The organism is Corallococcus sp. AB045 (assembly GCF_003668895.1).
Classification (GTDB): Bacteria; Myxococcota; Myxococcia; order Myxococcales; family Myxococcaceae; genus Corallococcus; species Corallococcus coralloides.
Genome location: NZ_RAWN01000187.1, coordinates 1 through 17,838 on the forward strand (window position 1 = coordinate 1; position 17,838 = coordinate 17,838).

Here is a 17,838-nt window from a genome sequence, read left to right on the forward strand (position 1 = left end):
CCCTGGCGCCCCACCCCCGCCCGGCCGCCGGGGGAATCCCCTGGAAATGCCAGGGGTTACTGAACATGTGTCCAGACCTCCGAATGGAGCGGGACCTGGCGACCCGGCACGTGGACCGGCCATGTCAGACCCCTCCCGTAGAAATGATCGCGTGAGCCACTCGACCCCGCCATCGTCTCCGTCGCGAGTCCTGGAGCAGCGCAACCTCCTGGGAGGCCTGGACCTCCTGCCCGTGATGGGCCGGGGCAACCGCAAGCGCGCGCGTCAGTTCCACGTCCCCACGGAGCGCAAGCTCGGGTTCGCCGCCGCGCTGGCGCTGGTGGTGGAGCACGGACGGGAGAAGGCCCGGGAGACGGGCACCACGTCCATGACGCGCTGCCCGCGCTGCAACCACGTGGGGCCCACGGAGCAGGACTTCGGCTTCCGCATCATGAGCCAGGGCCAGCGCCGTCCGCAGTCCTGGTGCCGGGGCTGCCGCGGCCAGCACCTGGAGCCGGTGAACGCCTCCCAGCCCCGCCCCGAGGACGGCTGGCTGTTCCCGCCGGAGACCACCTCGAAGCCCAAGGCGAAGGCGGCCAAGTCCAGCAAGCCCAAGGCGAAGAAGCGCGCCCGCCGCGACAACGAAGACCTGACCTGACCTGAGCCGCGGCGGCCGTCCGGGTGTGATTCCCGCCTGGGGTTGAGCGCCGCTCGTGCGCCCCCTGTCATCCCGCGCCACCGGGCGCCCGCGCCTCGCATGCTCACAGGGCGGCCCCTGTCCCGCCCGTCGCCAGGGATGGCAACACCCCGCATGGGTCCCTACCTCAGCTCAAAGGAGGACTTTCATGTCCGTGCGGACCCGAGTGGCAGGCATCAAGAACAAGCGACGCGTGGATCCCCATGCGGCCCAGCCGAGCGTGCAGGCCAGCAAAGGGCGCAAGACCCTGGCCCATGACGACGCGGAGGCGCTGCTGCGACAGAAGGAGTTGAAGCGCGTGACGCTGGGCCCCGCCGCTGGCGACCACGGCCCCAAGCGCAACAACCGGGGCACGGGGCTCCGGGGGCGCAAGAAGGCGCCCAGCCAGATCCACATCAAGCGCGCGGGTGGCCCGCGGGAGCGCTCCCGGTTGCACGGGGGCTGACGGCACGCTTCAGCCACGGAAATGACGACGCCCCGCGTGGGAGACGGTCAGGACCGTCTTCCACCGCGGGGCGCGGTGCGTCTGGCTTCTGTCAGCGCCGGTCAGTAGCCGACGTAGCCGCTGCCGCTGTTCAGGCCCTTGATGCCGGGGACGTTGGACACGGAGCCGTAGCGCTCAATGGAGTAGCGGACGCCGGCGATGATGTTGTCCACCGGGTTGCGGATGTTGTCGTGGCCCGGGAGCTTGTACGCGTCGAACGTCGGCTGGATGGTCTGCATCAGGCCGATGGACGGGGTGCCCTTCTGGGCGTTGGAGTCCCAGTTGTTGATGGCGTTCGGGTTCCCGCTGGACTCGTGCTGGATGATCTTCGCGATGTCCTGGGGGTTCATCTTCTCCACCGGGACGCCGTTGGCCTTGAGGATGTCCATGGCCTGCTTGATCCAATCACCCACCTGGCCCGGGGGCACGTCACCCACCGCCTGCGCGCCCTGCGTCTGCTGCGCGCCGCCCGTCAGGTCCGGCCCCTTGGAGACACCCTGCGCCTGGAAGTCATCCTTGCTGCCCGGGATGTTGAGCTTCGCATCCGCGTAGATGAGGTCCTTGTTCGTGATGTTCGGGTTCGCCTTCACCAGCGAATCCACATCCGTGTTGAAGCGCTTGGCCAGCGCGCCCAGCGTGTCGCCCGACTTGATCTTGTAGTCCATGGGGGGAGGGACCTTTGCGATTGCCGAAAACGTCGATGCCTGATTCTCGGAGTTTGATTCGCGGAGTTTCGCCTACATTTGCGGTTCTGTAGGCGCCTTCACGCAGAGTCACGCCGGGAACCGACCTCGTGGAATCCTGCGGTGGGACTGTCGCCAGAACAGCCCCAGCAGGACGGCGAGTGTAGCGCCCAGGCCACCGGGGCCGCTGCCACACCCGCATTTGACGTCGGGCCGGTCCAGGTCCGGTGTCAGCGGGTCGACGGTGGCCTCGCAGGGGGTGAAGCAGCGGCAGGCGTCGTCGCCGTCCACCTCCAGCCGGGCGCACACGCCCGGGGCGCCGCAAGCGGCGTCCTTCGTACAGGCCTCGCCGTAGGTCCCGGCCTGGAGCGCGGGCAGGAGGCACCGGGCAGGGGCGTCCCCGGCGGTGACGCACTGCAGGCCCGAGGGGCAGTCCGCGTCGCTCGCGCAGGACGCCTCACAGAGGACGTTCAGGGGGAGCGTCCCTGGAGGAGAGGGAGGTGGGGGCTCCTCCAGGAAGGGGCGGAGGAAGTCCTCCAGCGCGTCCACCCGCAGCTGGACCGCCTCCGTCCGGCAGGCCACGTCACCGCTGACGGTGAGACCCAGGAGCACCTCGTTCCCCGCCGGGCCCCCCAGGACCGGGCCTCCGCTGTCCCCCACGCAGGTCATGGCCGGGGCGGGGCCGGCCTGGAAGGCGCTGCCGGTGACACCCGTCACCTGGAGCTGGCCCTGCCGCCGCTGGCCCGCGGGCCGGGCCGCGTCCTTCGTGTCCCCGTAGCCCACCGCCCGCACCGGGTCTCCCGGCGCCACCGGGGCGTCCCCCGCCTGGGGGAGCCGGAGGGGCGGGACGTCCGTCACGGGCACCGCCAGCCGCAGGAGCGCGGCGTCCCAGGTGTGCGTGGCCGGGACGAACTCCGGGTGGGCCACCGCCCGGGTGACCCGCACGAACCGCCCCCCGGGCCCGGGCTCCGGGAGCAGGGTGGGGCCCAGGAAGACCTCGTAGGGGCCCGCCTCCCCGAAGACGGCCAGGCAGTGCGCCGCCGTCAGCACCACGTCCGGGGCGATGAGGGCGCCCGAGCAGAGGAGCACCGGCGCCTCCCCTCCGCAGCGGGTGCGCCGGGCCACCAGCGCCACCGCCGCCGTGTCCCCGGGGGCGTCCGTCCCCTGGACCAGGGCCTGGCCCGGGCCGCCGCCAGGCCCGGGGGTCCCCGGAGGCCCGGAGTCCACCGGGCCACAGGAGGGCAGGCAGGCGAGCACCAGCCAGGTCCCGAGCGCAACCACCCTCGGGGGTGGGCATCCTGTCCTATCCCGGGCGGACGCGGTGGACCGTTTCACCATGGGGCGCATCATAGGCAACAGGGGGTCATGGGAATGGGGGGTGCCCCGCGTTACCTTGCCCCTGGGGGTCGTGAACCGGATAGAGTCCGTTGCACGTCTCCCTGCCCCGAGGGGCTGAAGGCTTGTCTGCCTGCCTTCTCCGCCGGAGGGGACTGCCACATTGAGTGGCCCGCCACATCTTCACGGGTGGTGGGTCTGCAACCCTTTTTGGAGGATGTTCACATCATTCGCGAACAGAGAAACAGCAGCCGGGGTCCCAACAGGGACCAGAGAACCAACCGCCGCATCCGCGCGCGGGAAGTCCGTGTCGTGGGCTCCGACGGTTCGCAGCTCGGAGTCATGACCATCGAGGCGGCGCTGGAAAAGGCCCGCTCCGAGTCGCTCGACCTGGTCGAAGTCAGCCCGATGGCCAAGCCGCCGGTCTGCAAGATCATGGACTACGGCAAGTTCAAGTACGAGGAGAAGAAGAAGGCCTCGGACGCGAAGCGCACGCAGGTGGTCATCCAGCTCAAGAAAGTGAAGCTCCGTCCCAAGACGGAGGAGCACGACTACGAGTTCAAGGTGCGCAACACCCGCCGGTTCATCGAAGAGGGCAACAAGGCCAAGGTCGTCATCCAGTTCCGCGGGCGTGAAATCACGCACAAGGAGTTGGGCAGCGCCATCCTCGATGACGTCATCAAGGACCTGAAGGACGTGGCGGTGGCGGAGCAGCTGCCGCGCATGGAAGGCCGGCAGATGTACATGATCCTGGCCCCCACGCCGAAGGTCGCGCAGAAGGCGCGTGAGCAGGCGCGGCAGGCCGCGGCGGCCGCTCGCAAGTCCCCGCCTCCTGGCACCGGCAAGAAGCCCCAGGCGGCCGGTGCTCCGGGTGCGGACGGTGCCTCCACGGCCCCGGTCGAATCCGACGGCGCCAGCGAAGCCGGCGACGATACGCCGGACGAAGCGCCGGACACCGCGCCCGCGACGACGTAGTCGTCCGCAGGCCTCCCGCGTCTCCCCTCACCGGGAGACGCGCACACGGGCGGTGCCCCCTGGGATGCGTCCCGGGGAGACCGCCCGCGTTCGTCTTCGCGGCCGTGACGCCGGACTGCCCTGCTAGCCGGGCAGGACCCGGGTGCGTCGGCGCCGGCCCCACTCCATCAGGATGAACGTCACGCCCACCGCGAGCATCGCGCTGGCACCGCCACACCCGGCGGCCATCGCCTGCTGGGAGGGGCTCGTCATGGCGCTCGCCAGAGCGCCGGGGTCCGGCGGGGGCTCGAACCCGGAGCCGCCGGTGGCGGTGAACCGCTCGCCGTCCTGGTCCTCATTCGCCGGGGCCTGCTTCGCCGCCACGGTCTGGGACTTGAGCGACGACGCGCTGGTGGAGAAGAAGGACAGCCGGTAGCTGGAGCCGGAGGACGGCTCGATGCCGAAGAAGCACACCAGCGGCACGCCCGAGGGCAGCACGTCCGGCGCCGCCGGGTAGCCCGCGAAGCCGGACACCGACGCGAGCTCCTTGCCCGCGCCCGGCTTGCCGCTGGAGGACAGCGCGCGGACCCACAGCCGGTAGCCCGTGCCGTCGCTCCGGGGCTGGTTGTAGAAGAGGTACAGGCTGCTGCCCGCGCGCACGAGCGCCGGCTGCGTGGCCCAGTCCCCGTCCTCCAGCACCTTCACCGCGGAGCCGAAGGCGTTGCCGTCGAAGCGGCGGTAGAGCAGCCGTTCGGAGTTGTCCTTGTAGGCCAGGTGCAGGCCGCCCTTCCCGTCCGCCACCGCGCTCATCGCGGCGCCGTGGTAGATGCCGTCGGAGAAGGCGGTGCGTGTGGAGGACCAGCTGGACACGGACGCGCTGTCATCGCGAATGCGGTAGTGCGTGGTGTCGCGCCCGTCGTGCGAGCTCCACAGCATCATCAGCCGGCTGCCCAGGCTGATGAGCCGCCCGCCTCCGCGCTTCGGGATGTCTCGCGCGAGCGAGGACTGGGTGCGGAAGGTGGAGCCACCGTCGCTGCTCACGGAGATGACGAGCGAGTTGCTCGCGTCCTTCTCCCGGAAGAAGGCCTGCACCCAGAGCCGGCCCTTGGAGTCGCGCGCCAGCTCCGCGCGGTAGTACGCGGTGCTGGAGCTGGTGGAGTCGAAGACGCGCACGGCCTTGTCCGGGAGCCAGTGGTTCTTGGACGCGCTGTAGCGCCACCACTGGAAGTACACGTCGCGGGACGTGGAGCCGCTGATGCCCGCGCTGTCCGGCGTCTCCACCGCGTAGACGAGCGCCACGTCCTTGCCCACCACCACCAGGTCCGCGCGGTCGTAGGTGGAGCCGTCGTGGATGATGCCCTCCTGCTTCCAGGTGCTGCCGCCGTTGTCGCTGCGGAACAGCCGCAGGCCATGCCCGTCCTGTCCGCCCTGCTGCACGGCCGCGAGCAGCACGGAGCCCTCGCTGCGGGACACGCGCACGATGTGCCGGTGCGCGGGCAACGTCAGCGCATTGCCTCCCCGCACCGGGATGGCCGAGGGTGGCGTCGCCGCCGTCATGCCCGCGAGCAGTAGTCCTGTGAGTGCCGCCCAACCCATTCCCACCCCTTCCGTTGGATTCCCCGCCGGGAAACTGGTGGGGAGGGAGGGACGAAAGAAGGTGGGAAAAAGGGTTTCCGCCTGCCCGCCTGCCCTACGAAGGAGCGGCGGCTGTGTCGTGGGCTGGACGCCTCAGCCGCGCGCCGCGGCCCTGCCGCCGATGTGCTCGCCCGCGTCCGGACGCAGCCGGCGGAAGAGCGGCCCGGCCAGCGACGACACGAAGCCGATGGCGAGGAACGGCAGGAGGAAGCGGTCCGGCGTGAGGCGCACGTCGCCGCCGCCGCGCGCCACGTGCAGCATCAGGCCGCCGAAGCTGATGCCCACGCTCAGCGCCATCTGCTGCGTCACCACCGCGATGGTGGAGGCGTTGCTCACCGACTCCCTGGGGAGGTCCGCGTAGGCCATCGTGTTGGTGGCGGTGAACTGCAGGGAGCGCATGAAGCCGCTGAACACCAGCGTGCCGATGATGAGCGGGATGGGCGTGGTGACACCGAAGAAGGCGGGCACGGCCGTCACCGCGGCGGTGACCAGGTTGGAGGCGATGAGCGTCTGACGGAAGCCCACGCGGCGGATGAGCGAGGGCGCCACCGGCTTGCACGCGAAGGCGCCCAGCCCCGTCCCGATGGTGACGAGCCCCGCCTCCAGCGGCCCCCAGCCCAGGGCCACCTGGAAGAGCAGCGGCAGCAGGAAGGGCGTCGCGCCCAGGCCGATGCGCACCAGCGCGCCGCCCATCATGCTGGCGCGGAAGGTGTCCACCCGGAACAGGCGCAGGTTGAGCACAGGGCGAGGCGTGCGCAGCGCGTGCCGCACGTAGGCCACCAGCGCCCCCACCGCCACCAGCGTGATGCCCGCCTGCACGGGCCACGGCACCAGGCCGATGCCCACCGTCTCCGCCGCGCCCATCAGCGCGGTGATGGCGACCACGGCGATGGCGAAGCCCTTCGTGTCGAAGGGGCCGGGGTCCGGCTGCTTCAGCGGGGGCACGAAGCGCGCCACGGCCCACATGCCCAACAGGCCCACCGGCACGTTGATGAAGAAGATCCACGGCCAGTCCGCGACGCCCAGGATGAGGCCCGCGAGCGGCGGTCCCAAGAGCGGCCCCATCAGTGCGGGCATGGTGAACCAGCTCATCGCGGACACCAGCTTCTCGCGCGGCGCCGAGTTCACGACGATGAGCCGGCCCACGGGCGTCATCAGCGCGCCGCCCAGGCCCTGGACCGTGCGGAAGACGACGAGCTGCGCGAGCGTCTGGGAGAAGCCACACAACACGGAGCCCGCGAGGAACACGACCATGGCGGTCATGAAGACGCGGCGCGGACCGAAGCGGTCGGCGATCCACCCGCTCGCGGGCGCGAGCACCGCCAGGGCCAGGATGTACGACGTCAGCGCGAGCTTGAGGTGGACGGGGTCGGTGCCGAACGCCACGGACAGCGTGGGCAGCGCGGTCGACAGCGCCGTGGAGTCCAGGAACTCCATGAACAGCGCGCTGGCCACCGCGATGGATGCCAGCCGGGAGCCTCGGGTGGAGGGGGTGCTGGAAGGCGCGGTGGAGGCAGTCGCGGTAACGGACACGTCCTTTTCTATGCGCACGCAGCACCGTGCCTGTCACGCCCGCGTGAAGGCCGCGCCGCGTCCGGCAGAAGCACTTGTACTCCCAGCGCGAAGCGGTGGGGCCCGCGCGTGAAGCGGGCGCGGCACTCCGGCTGGAGGGCAGCCGAGCGGGCACCTCCGCCGACAGGCCCCCGAGCATGAGGCCCACCTCCCCCGGCACGGTCCAGAAACCTGTCCGACTGTCGGACAAGTTCCCGCTGTTCACCGGGAGTGGGGGAGCCTCGGTCCTCCAACCCTGTCCGACTGTCGGACAGGTTTCCGCTGATCAGCGGGCTCGGGCGCCCCTACCCGGTTCCTCCAACCCTGTCCGACTGTCGGACAGGTTCGTGCGGAGCGCCCCCGACGGGGAGCCCCGCCCGTCCGTCAGGGTTCCGAAGGCTCGTTCCTCGCGGCCTCGGCCAGGGTGCGGGCCTCTTCGCGCAGTTCGTCCAAACGGACGCGGTGACGCTGGAGCAGCGCGTCCACCTGTTCCACGCGGGCCTTGTCCCCGCGCGACTTCGCCTCCTGCCGCTCGCCTTCCAGCCGCGTCACGTCCCGCCCCAGCAGCGTGGCGATGTGCTCCGTCTTCTCCAGCTTCCAGCGCGCGGTCTGGGGCCTCTCCTCTTCGATGGGGTCGTTCTGCTGCGGCGGCGCGTTGGCCACCTCCGGCTCCGGCGGCACGTCTCCGGGCGAAGGCGGCACCACCGTGGCGTGGGGCGGCGCGGGGTCCGGCGTCCGCACCGGCACCGCGCGCTTCGGAGACACCTGGGCCGCCGTCACCGGGCCAGGGCCCGCGTTCGTCACCGGGGGCGCTGCGGCGGGAGAAGAAGCCTCGCGCGACGGCCATAGCGCCACGGCGATAAACGCGGCCACCAGCACCGCCGCGCTCCCCAGCATCACCCGCTCACGGTTCCGCATCGTCCACTCCCCCTACAACCGAAGGCGCCAGCCGTCACCCTGGCGCTCCACCCGGAAGAGGAACGGCTCCGCGCGCTCCGTTCCTCCCTGCGACACCCGCGCCCGCACGACCACCGCGTTCGGATCGCGGCCGTCCACCTTCGCGTCGAGCACGTCCACCAGGCCCATGCCGTGCTCGCGCAGGTCCTTCACCGTCTCCTCGCACGAAGGCACACCCTGCCCCGTCACCAGCATGGAGCCCAGCACCGCGCAGTCCCCGGACGGCAGGGCCTGGAAGAAGCGGCGCACCGCTGCCTCTGCGGCCTCCGCCTTGGAGGACGTCGTGGACGTACAGCCGAGCGCGGCGAGCCACAGCCCCACCGCCCCCACCGCGTGCCTCACCGCGCGTCGTCCCATCCGGCCTCTAGTAGCAGTTGGGCGCGAACAGCTCGTCGTCCGACGCGGACACGAACTGATCATTGCAGTAGGCGCTCGCCAGCACGTGGCCGTTGCGCACGCAGCCGTCATGGTTGGTGGCGTCCAGCGTGTACTGCGTGTCACCACCGCAGCCGCCGCCGCAGCGGCCGAAGCAGTTGCCCATCACCTTGGGGCGCGACCAGTGGTCCGGCTCGCCGCACACCCAGGTGCTGCCGTTCATGTAGTACTCGTCGCCGTTGCACGTCGTGTGGTCACCCAGCTGGGCGATCTGCTGGTTGCGCGCGTTGTCGAAGCCGCCCTTGTCGCAGTCGTGCTTCGCGTACGAGTACCAGTTGTACGTGCCGCCACAGCTGCCCGTGTTCTTGCCGCCGCACTTCGCGTAGCTGCACAGCATCGTGTAGCCGCGGCCCTGCTCGCCCATCACCGTGCGCTTGAGCGTGACGCTCGTGGGCTGCTGCGCCCACAGGCCCACAGCGCGGCGCAGGTACATGGCCTCCGGCGCCGCCGCGTCACCCTGCGGCAGCCCCTGGTTCAGCGCCCCGTAGAACGCGCTCAGCACCTGGCGGTCCGCGTCCACCACCTGCGTGTCCTGCACGTTCGTGTCCGCGAAGCCGTCCAGCGTGGACACGCCCGACGCCGGGTCCATCAGGCCCGTCAGCGTCATGCCGTGCATGCGCACCTCCAGGCGGTACACCCCGGGCTCCACCTCGCGCGAGGCGAAGGACACCGTCTGCCCGTCGTGCGCCCAGGTGCCCTCGGTCAGCCCCGTGCCGGAGCGGAGCGACAGTCCCTCCGGAGACGCCGGCGGCGCTTCCGTGCCCGCCCCACCACAGCCCCACAACAGCAACGCCGCGACCGCACCACCCAGTGCCTTGCGCATCCGTGTTCACCCTCCGGCCAGGACAACTTCCAAGAATTCGAAGCGAGTGCCGGATTACCGGGCGGCTGCACGGGGAACAAGGCGGGCTGCGTCAGCTGGGGCCCCCAAGCATCCAGCCTGTACCGGAGGACACCCTGGCTGTTCACGGCGGACGGGCGCGGAGGGGCGGGGATGTGGCATGACGGGCCCGCGACGCAGGTCGTTCCCCTTGTGGAGGAAGTCCCCTTGAAAATCCCCGCGCTCACCGTGGTGGCGGCGCTCGCCGCGACGGGTTGCTCCAACGGCAGCATCACGCAGAACCGTGAAGCCCAGGCCCGCATCGCCGCCAACTCGGCGAAGCCCCAGCTGGCGCCCATGAAGGGCTCGGAAGCGCTGGCCAGCACGCCGGACGCCTTCAAGGCCCTGTGCAAGGCGGACCTGGAGCGCGCGCAGGCGCAGGTCGCGGCGCTGAAGAAGCTGGATCCGAAGACGAACGGCCAGGGCGTCCTCAAGGCGTACGACGAGGCGCAGACGGCCATCCTCAACGCGGCCAACCGCTCCAGCCTCACGCATGAAGTGCACCCGGACGCCGCCATGCGCGACGCGTCCCGCGAGTGCGAGCAGCAGGTGGACGCGGCCAACGTGGCGCTGTCTCAGGACCGCGGCGTCTACGACGCGCTGTCGCTGGTGGACCTGTCCAAGGAGGACGCGGCCACGCACCACTGGATGGACCGCACGCTGCTGGACTTCCGCCGCGCGGGCGTGGACCGGGATGAGGCCACGCGCGCCAAGGTGAAGACGCTCAACGAGGAGATTCTCAAGCTGGGCCAGCAGTTCGGGCAGAACATCGCGGAGGACACGCGCAGCGTGGCCTTCACGCCCAAGGACCTGGACGGGCTGCCGGAGGACTACAAGAAGGCGCACGCGCCCGGCGCGGACGGCAAGGTGGTCATCACCAGCAACTACCCGGACTACTTCCCGTTCATGACGTACGCGAAGAACGCGAAGGCGCGCGAGAAGCTCTGGCGCACCTACCGCCAGCGCGCGTTCCCCAAGAACCAGGCGGTGCTCGCGCAGCTCATCGAGAAGCGCAACGAGCTGGCCACGCTCCTGGGCTACGACACCTACGCGGCCTTCACGACCGAAACGCGCATGACGCGCACGCAGCAGGCCGCGTCGGACTTCATCGACCAGTTGGCGCAGGCCACGGAGGCGCGCGCGAAGAAGGAGATGGCGGACCTGCTGGCGCGCAAGAAGAAGGACGTGAAGGGCGCCACCGTGGTGGAGCCCTGGGACCAGGACTATTACGAGGACCGGCTGCGCGCGGAGAAGTTCGGGTTCGACTCGCAGGCGGTGCGGCCCTACCTGGAGTACGCGCGCGTGAAGGACGGCGTGATGGGCATCACCTCCAGCCTGTGGGGGGTGGCCTTCCAGCCGGTGAAGGACGCGAAGACGTGGCACACCGACGTGGAGGCGTATGACGTCGTGGACGGCGGCAAGCCGCTGGGCCGCATCTACCTGGACATGCACCCGCGCGACGACAAGTACAAGCACGCGGCGCAGTTCGACCTGGTCACCGGTGAGCTGGACAAGCGGCTGCCGGAGGCCGTGCTGGTGTGCAACTTCCCGCGCCCCGGCGACCTGATGACGCACGACGAGGTGGGGACGTTCTTCCACGAGTTCGGCCACCTGATGCACACCATCTTCTCCGGCCACCAGAAGTGGACGCCCATCTCCGGCATCTCCATGGAGCGCGACTTCGTGGAGACGCCGTCCATGCTGCTGCAGCAGTGGGCGGAGCAGCCGGAGGTGCTCAAGAGCTTCGCCAAGCACCACGAGTCCAACGAGCCCATCCCCGCGGAGCTGGTGGAGAAGCTGCGCGCGTCGAAGGAGTTCGGCCTGGGCCTGTACGCGCGCCGGCAGCTGTTCCTGTCCGCGGTCAGCCTCCAGTACTACTCGCGCGCGCCGGGCTTCGACACGTCCTCGGTGCTCTCGGAGCTGCAGAAGAAGCTGTCGCCCTTCCGCCACGAGTTCCGCGACGGCACCCACTTCGAGCTCGCCTTCGGGCACCTGGATGGGTACTCGGCCGCGTACTACACGTACCTCTGGTCCTCCGTCATCGCGAAGGACCTGGAGTCCAAGTTCCAGGAGACCGGCTACCTGGACCGCGACACGGCCATGCACTACCGCAAGACGGTGCTGGAGCCCGGCGGCTCCAAGCCCGCCGCGGAGCAGGTGAAGGACTTCCTCGGCCGGCCGTACGGCTTCGAGGCCTACCGCGCGTACCTCGACGGCGCCGCGAAGACGACGGGCACCGCGAAGGACGCGAAGTAGCGCTGCCTCATCCCCGGAAGCGGGCCGTGTCTTGAAGCCCGCTTCCGGGAGTGCCGCGCCGCCTGACCCGCCCCTGGGGGCAGGAGTCGGCGCGCGGTGCCTCCGTGGGCCCCGGGCCCTGCCCGGTCGCGGAACTCCCCTTCCCCATCAAGTCCCTCGCACGTGCCCATCTCCACCCCGGGGACGGAGCCTGACGTCAGTCTGTCGTCACGCCGCTGCTGGTGAGGGTCTTGCTTTGGAGCGCGCTCACCGGGGCCCTTTCGCGGCCCAGAGGAGGCGTGCACGCGGTGACGGCCTGCGGGCGGAGATGGCGGAGGGTGGGCCTCGCGGCGGTGGCGGCGATGTTGACCGCGAGCTGCAACGATTCACCTCCCAAGGCGCGGGTGTTGCCGGGGCCGGACGCGTCCGTGGATCCACAGGACGCGCTGTGCCGCTCGGCGGCGCGAGACCCGGGCCGCGTCACGCTGCACCGCCTCAACCGCGCTGAATACAACAACACCGTGCGCGACCTCCTGGGCGAAACGGGCTCGCCCGCGAGCAGCTTCCCGCCGGACGACCACGGCTTCGGCTTCGACAACAACGCGGACGTGCTCAGCATGTCCCCGCTGCTGATGGAGAAGTATTCGCACGCGGCGGAGGCGCTGGTGGAGGCCGCGTGGACGCGAGGCGTGTTCAAGGCGTGCGTGCTCGACCCCGCCCAACCGGAGTCCTGCGCGCGCGAGCTGCTCAAGACCTTCGCGCGCCGCGCCTGGCGCCGGCCCGTCACATCGGAAGAAGTCGAGCGGCTGGTCGCGTTCGTCGCGCTGGCCCGGCAGCAGGGTGACGCGCCGGAGGCGGGCGTGAAGCTGGCGCTGCGCGCGGTGCTCGTGTCGCCACACTTCCTCTTCCGCGTGGAGCTGGACCCCGCGCCCACGTCCACGGCGCCGCATCCCATCAGCGACCTGGAGCTGGCGAGCCGCCTGTCCTACTTCCTCTGGAGCAGCATGCCGGATGAAGCGCTGCTGCAAGCGGCGGAGGGCGGCCACCTGCACGAGCCGGAGGTGCTGGAGGCGCAGGTGCGGCGCATGCTGGCGGCCCCCAAGGCCCACGCGCTGGTGGACAACTTCGCGGGGCAATGGCTCTACACACGCGCGCTCGACTTCGCCCAGCCGGAGTCGCGCTACGGCTTCGACGAACCGCTGCGCGAGGCCATGCGCCAGGAGATGCAGCTCGTCTTCCAGGAGTTCGTCACCGGGGACCACCACCTCAAGGACCTGCTGGACGCGCCCTTCACCTACGTGAACGACCGGCTGGCCTCGCACTACGGCCTGCCCAAGCCCGGCACCACCGCGATGACGCGCGTGGAGCTGAAGGACCACCCGGAGCGCGCGGGCCTGTTCGGCAAGGGCGCGCTGCTCACCGTCACCGCCAACCCGGACCGCACGTCGCCGGTGAAGCGCGGCGTCTGGGTGCTGGAGCAGCTGTTGTGCAAGGGGCCGCCCCCGCCACCGCTCGACGCGGGCGGACTGGCCCCGGCGGTGGACCCCACGCTCAACATCAAGGCGCGCATGGCCCAGCACCGCGTGGACCCCACCTGTTCGGGCTGTCACACGCTGATGGATCCGCTGGGCTTCGGCATGGAGAACTTCGACCCGGTGGGCCGCTGGCGCACGAAGGAGGAAGGCGGCGCGGTGGTGGACCCCAGCGGCGAGCTGCCCGGGGGCAAGGCGTTCAACGGCGTGGCGGAGATGCGCGCGGTGGTGAAGCAGGACCCGGACATGTCCGCGTGCATGACACGTCACCTGCTCACCTACGCGCTGGGGCGCGGCGCGGAAGACCAGGACCGCTGCACCGTGCGCGACATCTCCCAGCAGGCCGAAACCCGGGGCGGCCGGCTCACCGATTACATCCTCGCCATCGTCCGCAGCGACGCGTTCCTGCAACGGCGTGGCGAAGCGGAGGGACAAAAGCCATGAGTCACACTGCCCTCTCCCGCCGGACGCTCCTGCGCGGCATGGGCGCGCTGATGGCGCTGCCGCTGCTGGAAGTCATGCGCCCGCGCACGGCCCGCGCCGCCACGCCGGCCCCGCGCCGCTTCGTGGCCTTCTACACGCCCTGCGGCATCCACATGCCCAAGTGGACGCCCGGCGGGGAGGGCGCGGACTTCTCCCTGACGCCCACGCTCGCGTCGCTGGCGCCGGTGAAGGGCGACCTGCTGGTGCTGAGCGGACTGGACAACCTGCCCGGCAAACCGGACGGCGACGGCCACCACGCCGCCGCGACGTCCGCGTTCCTGTCCTGCGTGAAGGCGCGCAAGACGGAGGGCACCAACATCCGCACCGGCATCTCCATGGACCAGGTGCTGGCGAACGCGGTGGGCACGGCCACGCGCTACCCGTCGCTGGAGCTGGGCATCGACCAGGGCAAGGGCATTGGCAACTGCGACTCCGGCTACGCGTGCCCGTACGCGAACAACATCGCGTGGGCGGGGCCGTCCACGCCCGTGCCCAAGGAGACGAAGCCTCGCGCGGCCTTCGAGCGGCTCTTCGCGGACTTCGACCCGAACGTCACGCAGGAGGAGCTGGCGAAGCGCAAGGCGTACGGCCTGAGCATCATCGACGCCGTGCGCGACGACGCGAAGTCGCTCCAGGGGAAGCTGGGCACCACGGACAAGCGCAAGCTGGACGAGTACTTCACCGGCGTGCGCGAGCTGGAGCTGCGCGTGAACGCGATGGACGGCTCCGGCCCCACGTGCGGCGCGGCCGTGACGCCCGCGGAGAGCGAGGACGTGCGCGAGAAGACGAAGGCGATGCTGGACCTCATCGTGCTCGCGTTCCAGTGCGACCTGACCCGCACGTGCACCTTCATGCTGGGCAACGCGCGCAGCACCCGCGTGTATTCGTTCCTGGGGCTGTCCGGCGAACACCACACGTACTCGCACCACCAGCGGGACCAGGCCAACTACGACGCGCTGGTCAAAATCGACAAGTGGGAGGTGGAGCAGTTCTCGTACCTCCTCCAGCGCATGAAGGCCGTGCAGGAGGAGGGCGGGACGCTGCTGGACCACAGCGCCGTGTACTTCTCCAGTGAGATCGCCGACGGCAACATGCACGAGCACAAGAACCTGCCCATCCTGCTCGCGGGCCGCGCGGGCGGCGCCATCTCACCGGGCCGGCACATCCGCTACGGGGGCCAGCCGCTGGCGAACCTCTACATCGCGCTGCTCCACATGTTCGGCGTGTCCGCGACGACCTTCGGTGACGACGGCACCGGGCCCCTTCCAGGCCTGGGAGCGTAGGGCAGGAGGGGGCTCGGGCCCCCCGGGGGCCGCCTGCCCGGTTCGGTTCTCCAGCGCGCGGGGCCCAGGTGCGGAATGATTCCGCGCATGGCTCTTCCTGTGTTCCGTCGCGGGCTCACCGTGTTGCTGCTGGCCCCGTTGCTCGGCTGTGGCTCCAGCGCGAACGCGCAGCGGCCCGTCTCCGCCTCCACGAAGAAGGCCGCGGCCACCGCCGCCGCGCGCAAGGCCCCCGCCGCAACACCCGCGCCCTCCGAGGGCACGCGCAAGCCGGTGCCGACCGCCGCGGAGCTGAAGCGCGACATGGTGGCCGCGCACAACGAGGCGCGGGCGAAGGCCTCACGGCCCACGCCGAAGCCGGCGCTGCCCGCGCTCACCTGGTCCGACGAGGCGGCGCGCAAGGCGGAGGCCTACGTGAAGGAGTGCCGCTTCGAGCACAACCCGGACCGGGGCAGCTTCGGAGAGAACCTGGCCGCGGCGACGCCGGATACGTGGACCACCGCGCAGGTGGTGAAGGGCTGGGCGGACGAAGCCGCGGACTACGACTACGCCTCCGGCAAGTGCAAGGCCGGGAAGATGTGCGGCCACTACACGCAGGTGGTGTGGCGCACCACGAAGGCGGTGGGCTGCGCGACGCGGCTGTGCACGAAGAACTCGCCCTTCGGAGGCAACGTGAAGACGTGGCAGCTCTGGGTGTGCAACTACGCGCCGCCGGGCAACTGGGTGGGCGAGAAGCCCTACTGAGCCGCGAGCGTGATGATCTCGATGCCGTTCGCCGTGCCCACGGCGAAGCGGCGGTGCGCGGGGTCCAGCGCGAAGTGCGGCGGGGGCGGCAGGTGGTGACGGATGCTGGCCAGCACCTTCCCCGTGTCCAGGTCCTCCCAGCGCCGCACCACGCGGCCGGTGGTGCGCGACACCAGCTTCGGGTGGCCGAAGAAGTCCACCACGTGCTCCGCGTCCACGACCATCAGCGGGCCCGCGGGCTCCTCCAGCTCCACCTCTGACAGCACCTTCTTCTCCGTCAGCGAGTAGGTGCCCAGGAAGAAGGTGGCGTCGTCGCGGGACTCTTCAATCCGCATGAAGACGAGCGTGTCCTTCGCGCCGAAGGCCACGGACGTGAGGAAGATGCCGTTCTCCACGCCCTCCATCAGCGCGGCGCTGTCCAGCGACGCGGGCTCCTCCAGCGCGCGGGACACGTCGAACACCGACGCCGCGTCCACCGGGTGCCACATCCACCCCGCGCTCGCCAGGTAGCGCCCATCCGGGCTGAACTGGAGCCGCGAGTGGAAGATGTCTATCGGGGTGTTGTCGCGCTTCGTGAGGCGCTCGCCCGTGGCGGCGTCCTCCAACTCCACCTCGCAGTACGACTCCGGGCAGTGCGCCAGCAGCGTGCGTCCGCTGGGGAGCGCGTGCAGGGCCACGGGATAGTCGTAGACGTGCGCCTGGTAGAAGTCCCGCGTCAGCTGCCGCACCACGCGCGTGCCGTCGAGCAGGAGTCCCTTCGTCCCCAGCGATTCGTACAGCACGCAGTAGCGGCCATCCGGGGACATCACCGCGCGGTCGAAGCGGTAGGCATAGCGGATGTGCGGGTCGAAGGTGCTGCCATCCAGGTGGTAGCGCACCAGTCCGCCCACCGGATCCACGAGCGCGTCTCCGCTCCAGCAGAGGGAGGACACGGCGCCCGGGGTCTTCAAGTTCTGTCTCTGGAAATCCATGGCGCCGGGGACGGAGGTGCCCGGCGCGGCCTGACGGCCCGCCCGGCCTCAGCCGGGGATCATCGTCAGCAGCTGCTGGGCCTTGGCGCGCAGCTCCTTGTCAGCCCCCCGGAGCACCTGCTCCGCGTGGTGACGGGCCTTCGCCGGCTCTCCCAGGCGCAGCGCCAGCGCCAGGTTGAAGTGCGTGGTGGGGTCCTCGGGGTGCGCCTCCAGCACCGGCGCCAGGACGCTCGCGGCGAGCGCCGGGCCCTCCTGCGGCACGTGCTCCAGGTAGTGCACCGCCAGGTCGTTGGGCGCGCCCGTGTCCGAGGGCGCCCGCGCGACGGCCTCTTCCAGCAGCGTGCGCACCCGGCCGCGCTGGCCCGCGATGTCCAGCGCCCGCGCCAGCTGCCGGCGGGCCTCCACCGATTCAGGGTCGCGCTGGAGGACCTCCTCGAAGAGGGGCAGGGCCTCCGTCAGCTTGCCGGCGAGCAGCGCGGCCATGGCGTGCAGGCCGATGAAGTTGGGGTTCTCCGGCGCCAGCTGGCGCAGCCGCAGCGCGGCGGCCAGGGCGTTCTGCGAGAGGCCCCCGAGCAGCGACAGGTTGAAGATCTCCTCCCAGAGGACCGCGTCGTCCGGCGCCAGCGTCAGCGCGTCTCGCAGCTCCTGAAGCGCGAGCCCCAGGTCCCCCGTCTCCAGATACGCCCGCGAGCGATCCCACTGCGCGCGGTAGGACTCCTTGACCATCGTGCCCCTCAACCCCGGAACATCTTGTGGAACAGCCGCATGAACATGCCCGACTTGGGCGCGGTCTCCGGGCGGCCGGACTGCTGTTGCTGCGCCTCCGACTGGAGGTCCAGCTTCATCTTCAGCTTCTTGAGGTCCGGGTCGATGGAAAAGGTGCTGAACTCATCGTTCCCTTCAAGGGCTGTCTGGATCTTCCGCGCGCGGGATTCGTCTTGGCTCATGTCGCGTCTCCTGACCGGACCCTCACCCTACCACGGGGTCCCCGCCCCTCCCCATC

Annotated in this window: 17 protein-coding genes; 7 read left to right on the top strand and 10 right to left on the bottom strand. The window is 70.6% G+C overall.

What is annotated here, in order from left to right; all coding sequences use genetic code 11:
• Window positions 1-121 precede the first annotated feature (121 nt).
• On the top strand, window positions 122-637 hold the full coding sequence (locus D7Y21_RS32440; protein WP_120566964.1) for a hypothetical protein: 516 nt from the start codon (window positions 122-124) through the stop codon (window positions 635-637).
• 187 nt (window positions 638-824) lie between these two features.
• The gene (locus D7Y21_RS32445; RefSeq protein WP_121717726.1) at window positions 825-1,121 is read left to right on the top strand and encodes a hypothetical protein; all 297 of its coding nucleotides are present in this window, start codon (window positions 825-827) and stop codon (window positions 1,119-1,121) included.
• Window positions 1,122-1,222: 101 nt separating this feature from the next.
• Here the strand turns inward: D7Y21_RS32445 and D7Y21_RS43085 are convergent, their stop codons facing one another.
• Both D7Y21_RS43085 and D7Y21_RS32455 read right to left on the bottom strand, forming a co-directional pair.
• Window positions 1,223-1,825, bottom strand: coding sequence for a transglycosylase SLT domain-containing protein (locus tag D7Y21_RS43085; RefSeq protein WP_121717728.1), 603 nt, complete (start codon window positions 1,823-1,825; stop codon window positions 1,223-1,225).
• Between the two features lie 108 nt (window positions 1,826-1,933).
• Window positions 1,934-3,124: a trypsin-like serine protease gene (locus D7Y21_RS32455; protein ID WP_233612363.1), complete on the bottom strand. Its 1,191-nt coding sequence runs from the start codon at window positions 3,122-3,124 to the stop codon at window positions 1,934-1,936.
• 279 nt (window positions 3,125-3,403) lie between these two features.
• Here D7Y21_RS32455 and infC point away from each other — a divergent pair, with 279 nt between their 5' ends.
• Window positions 3,404-4,153, top strand: a complete 750-nt coding sequence (gene infC / locus D7Y21_RS32460) for a translation initiation factor IF-3 (RefSeq protein WP_121717746.1) — start codon at window positions 3,404-3,406, stop codon at window positions 4,151-4,153.
• A 123-nt stretch (window positions 4,154-4,276) separates the two neighbouring features.
• Here infC and D7Y21_RS32465 read toward each other — a convergent pair whose 3' ends face one another.
• The 5 genes from D7Y21_RS32465 to D7Y21_RS32485 form a co-directional block, all read right to left on the bottom strand.
• Complete coding sequence (locus tag D7Y21_RS32465) at window positions 4,277-5,728, bottom strand: sialidase family protein (RefSeq protein WP_147469435.1); 1,452 nt, start codon at window positions 5,726-5,728, stop codon at window positions 4,277-4,279.
• A gap of 132 nt (window positions 5,729-5,860) precedes the next feature.
• Window positions 5,861-7,222, bottom strand: coding sequence for a DHA2 family efflux MFS transporter permease subunit (locus D7Y21_RS32470; RefSeq protein ID WP_121717732.1), 1,362 nt, complete (start codon window positions 7,220-7,222; stop codon window positions 5,861-5,863).
• Window positions 7,223-7,702: 480 nt separating this feature from the next.
• Complete coding sequence (locus D7Y21_RS32475; protein WP_121717734.1) at window positions 7,703-8,236, bottom strand: hypothetical protein; 534 nt, start codon at window positions 8,234-8,236, stop codon at window positions 7,703-7,705.
• A 12-nt stretch (window positions 8,237-8,248) separates the two neighbouring features.
• Window positions 8,249-8,632, bottom strand: coding sequence for a hypothetical protein (locus D7Y21_RS32480; RefSeq protein ID WP_121717736.1), 384 nt, complete (start codon window positions 8,630-8,632; stop codon window positions 8,249-8,251).
• Window positions 8,633-8,639: 7 nt separating this feature from the next.
• Complete coding sequence (locus D7Y21_RS32485) at window positions 8,640-9,533, bottom strand: hypothetical protein (RefSeq protein ID WP_120566957.1); 894 nt, start codon at window positions 9,531-9,533, stop codon at window positions 8,640-8,642.
• Between the two features lie 354 nt (window positions 9,534-9,887).
• Between D7Y21_RS32485 and D7Y21_RS32490 the strand changes: the two genes are divergently transcribed.
• The 4 genes from D7Y21_RS32490 (at window position 9,888) to D7Y21_RS32505 (ending at window position 15,864) form a co-directional block, all read left to right on the top strand.
• Complete coding sequence (locus D7Y21_RS32490) at window positions 9,888-11,846, top strand: M3 family metallopeptidase (RefSeq protein ID WP_370039583.1); 1,959 nt, start codon at window positions 9,888-9,890, stop codon at window positions 11,844-11,846.
• A 317-nt stretch (window positions 11,847-12,163) separates the two neighbouring features.
• Window positions 12,164-13,801: a DUF1592 domain-containing protein gene (locus tag D7Y21_RS32495; protein WP_233612364.1), complete on the top strand. Its 1,638-nt coding sequence runs from the start codon at window positions 12,164-12,166 to the stop codon at window positions 13,799-13,801.
• Window positions 13,798-15,123: a DUF1552 domain-containing protein gene (locus D7Y21_RS32500; RefSeq protein WP_121717739.1), complete on the top strand. Its 1,326-nt coding sequence runs from the start codon at window positions 13,798-13,800 to the stop codon at window positions 15,121-15,123. The genes D7Y21_RS32495 and D7Y21_RS32500 overlap by 4 nt, the downstream gene beginning before the upstream one ends.
• A gap of 87 nt (window positions 15,124-15,210) precedes the next feature.
• A complete protein-coding gene (locus tag D7Y21_RS32505) occupies window positions 15,211-15,864 on the top strand; it encodes a CAP domain-containing protein (protein WP_233612365.1) in 654 nt (217 codons plus the stop codon).
• On the opposite strand, the gene D7Y21_RS32510 is transcribed toward D7Y21_RS32505, so the two are convergent.
• From D7Y21_RS32510 to D7Y21_RS32520, 3 genes are all read right to left on the bottom strand, one after another.
• Entirely contained in the window at window positions 15,858-16,814 is a 957-nt protein-coding gene (locus tag D7Y21_RS32510) for a hypothetical protein (RefSeq protein ID WP_233612366.1), read from the bottom strand. The two genes, D7Y21_RS32505 and D7Y21_RS32510, sit on opposite strands and share 7 nt — an antisense overlap.
• A 69-nt stretch (window positions 16,815-16,883) precedes the next feature.
• Complete coding sequence (locus tag D7Y21_RS32515) at window positions 16,884-17,561, bottom strand: lipopolysaccharide assembly protein LapB (RefSeq protein ID WP_121717744.1); 678 nt, start codon at window positions 17,559-17,561, stop codon at window positions 16,884-16,886.
• A gap of 8 nt (window positions 17,562-17,569) precedes the next feature.
• Window positions 17,570-17,782, bottom strand: coding sequence for a hypothetical protein (locus D7Y21_RS32520; RefSeq protein WP_120566951.1), 213 nt, complete (start codon window positions 17,780-17,782; stop codon window positions 17,570-17,572).
• Between the last annotated feature and the right edge of the window lie 56 nt (window positions 17,783-17,838).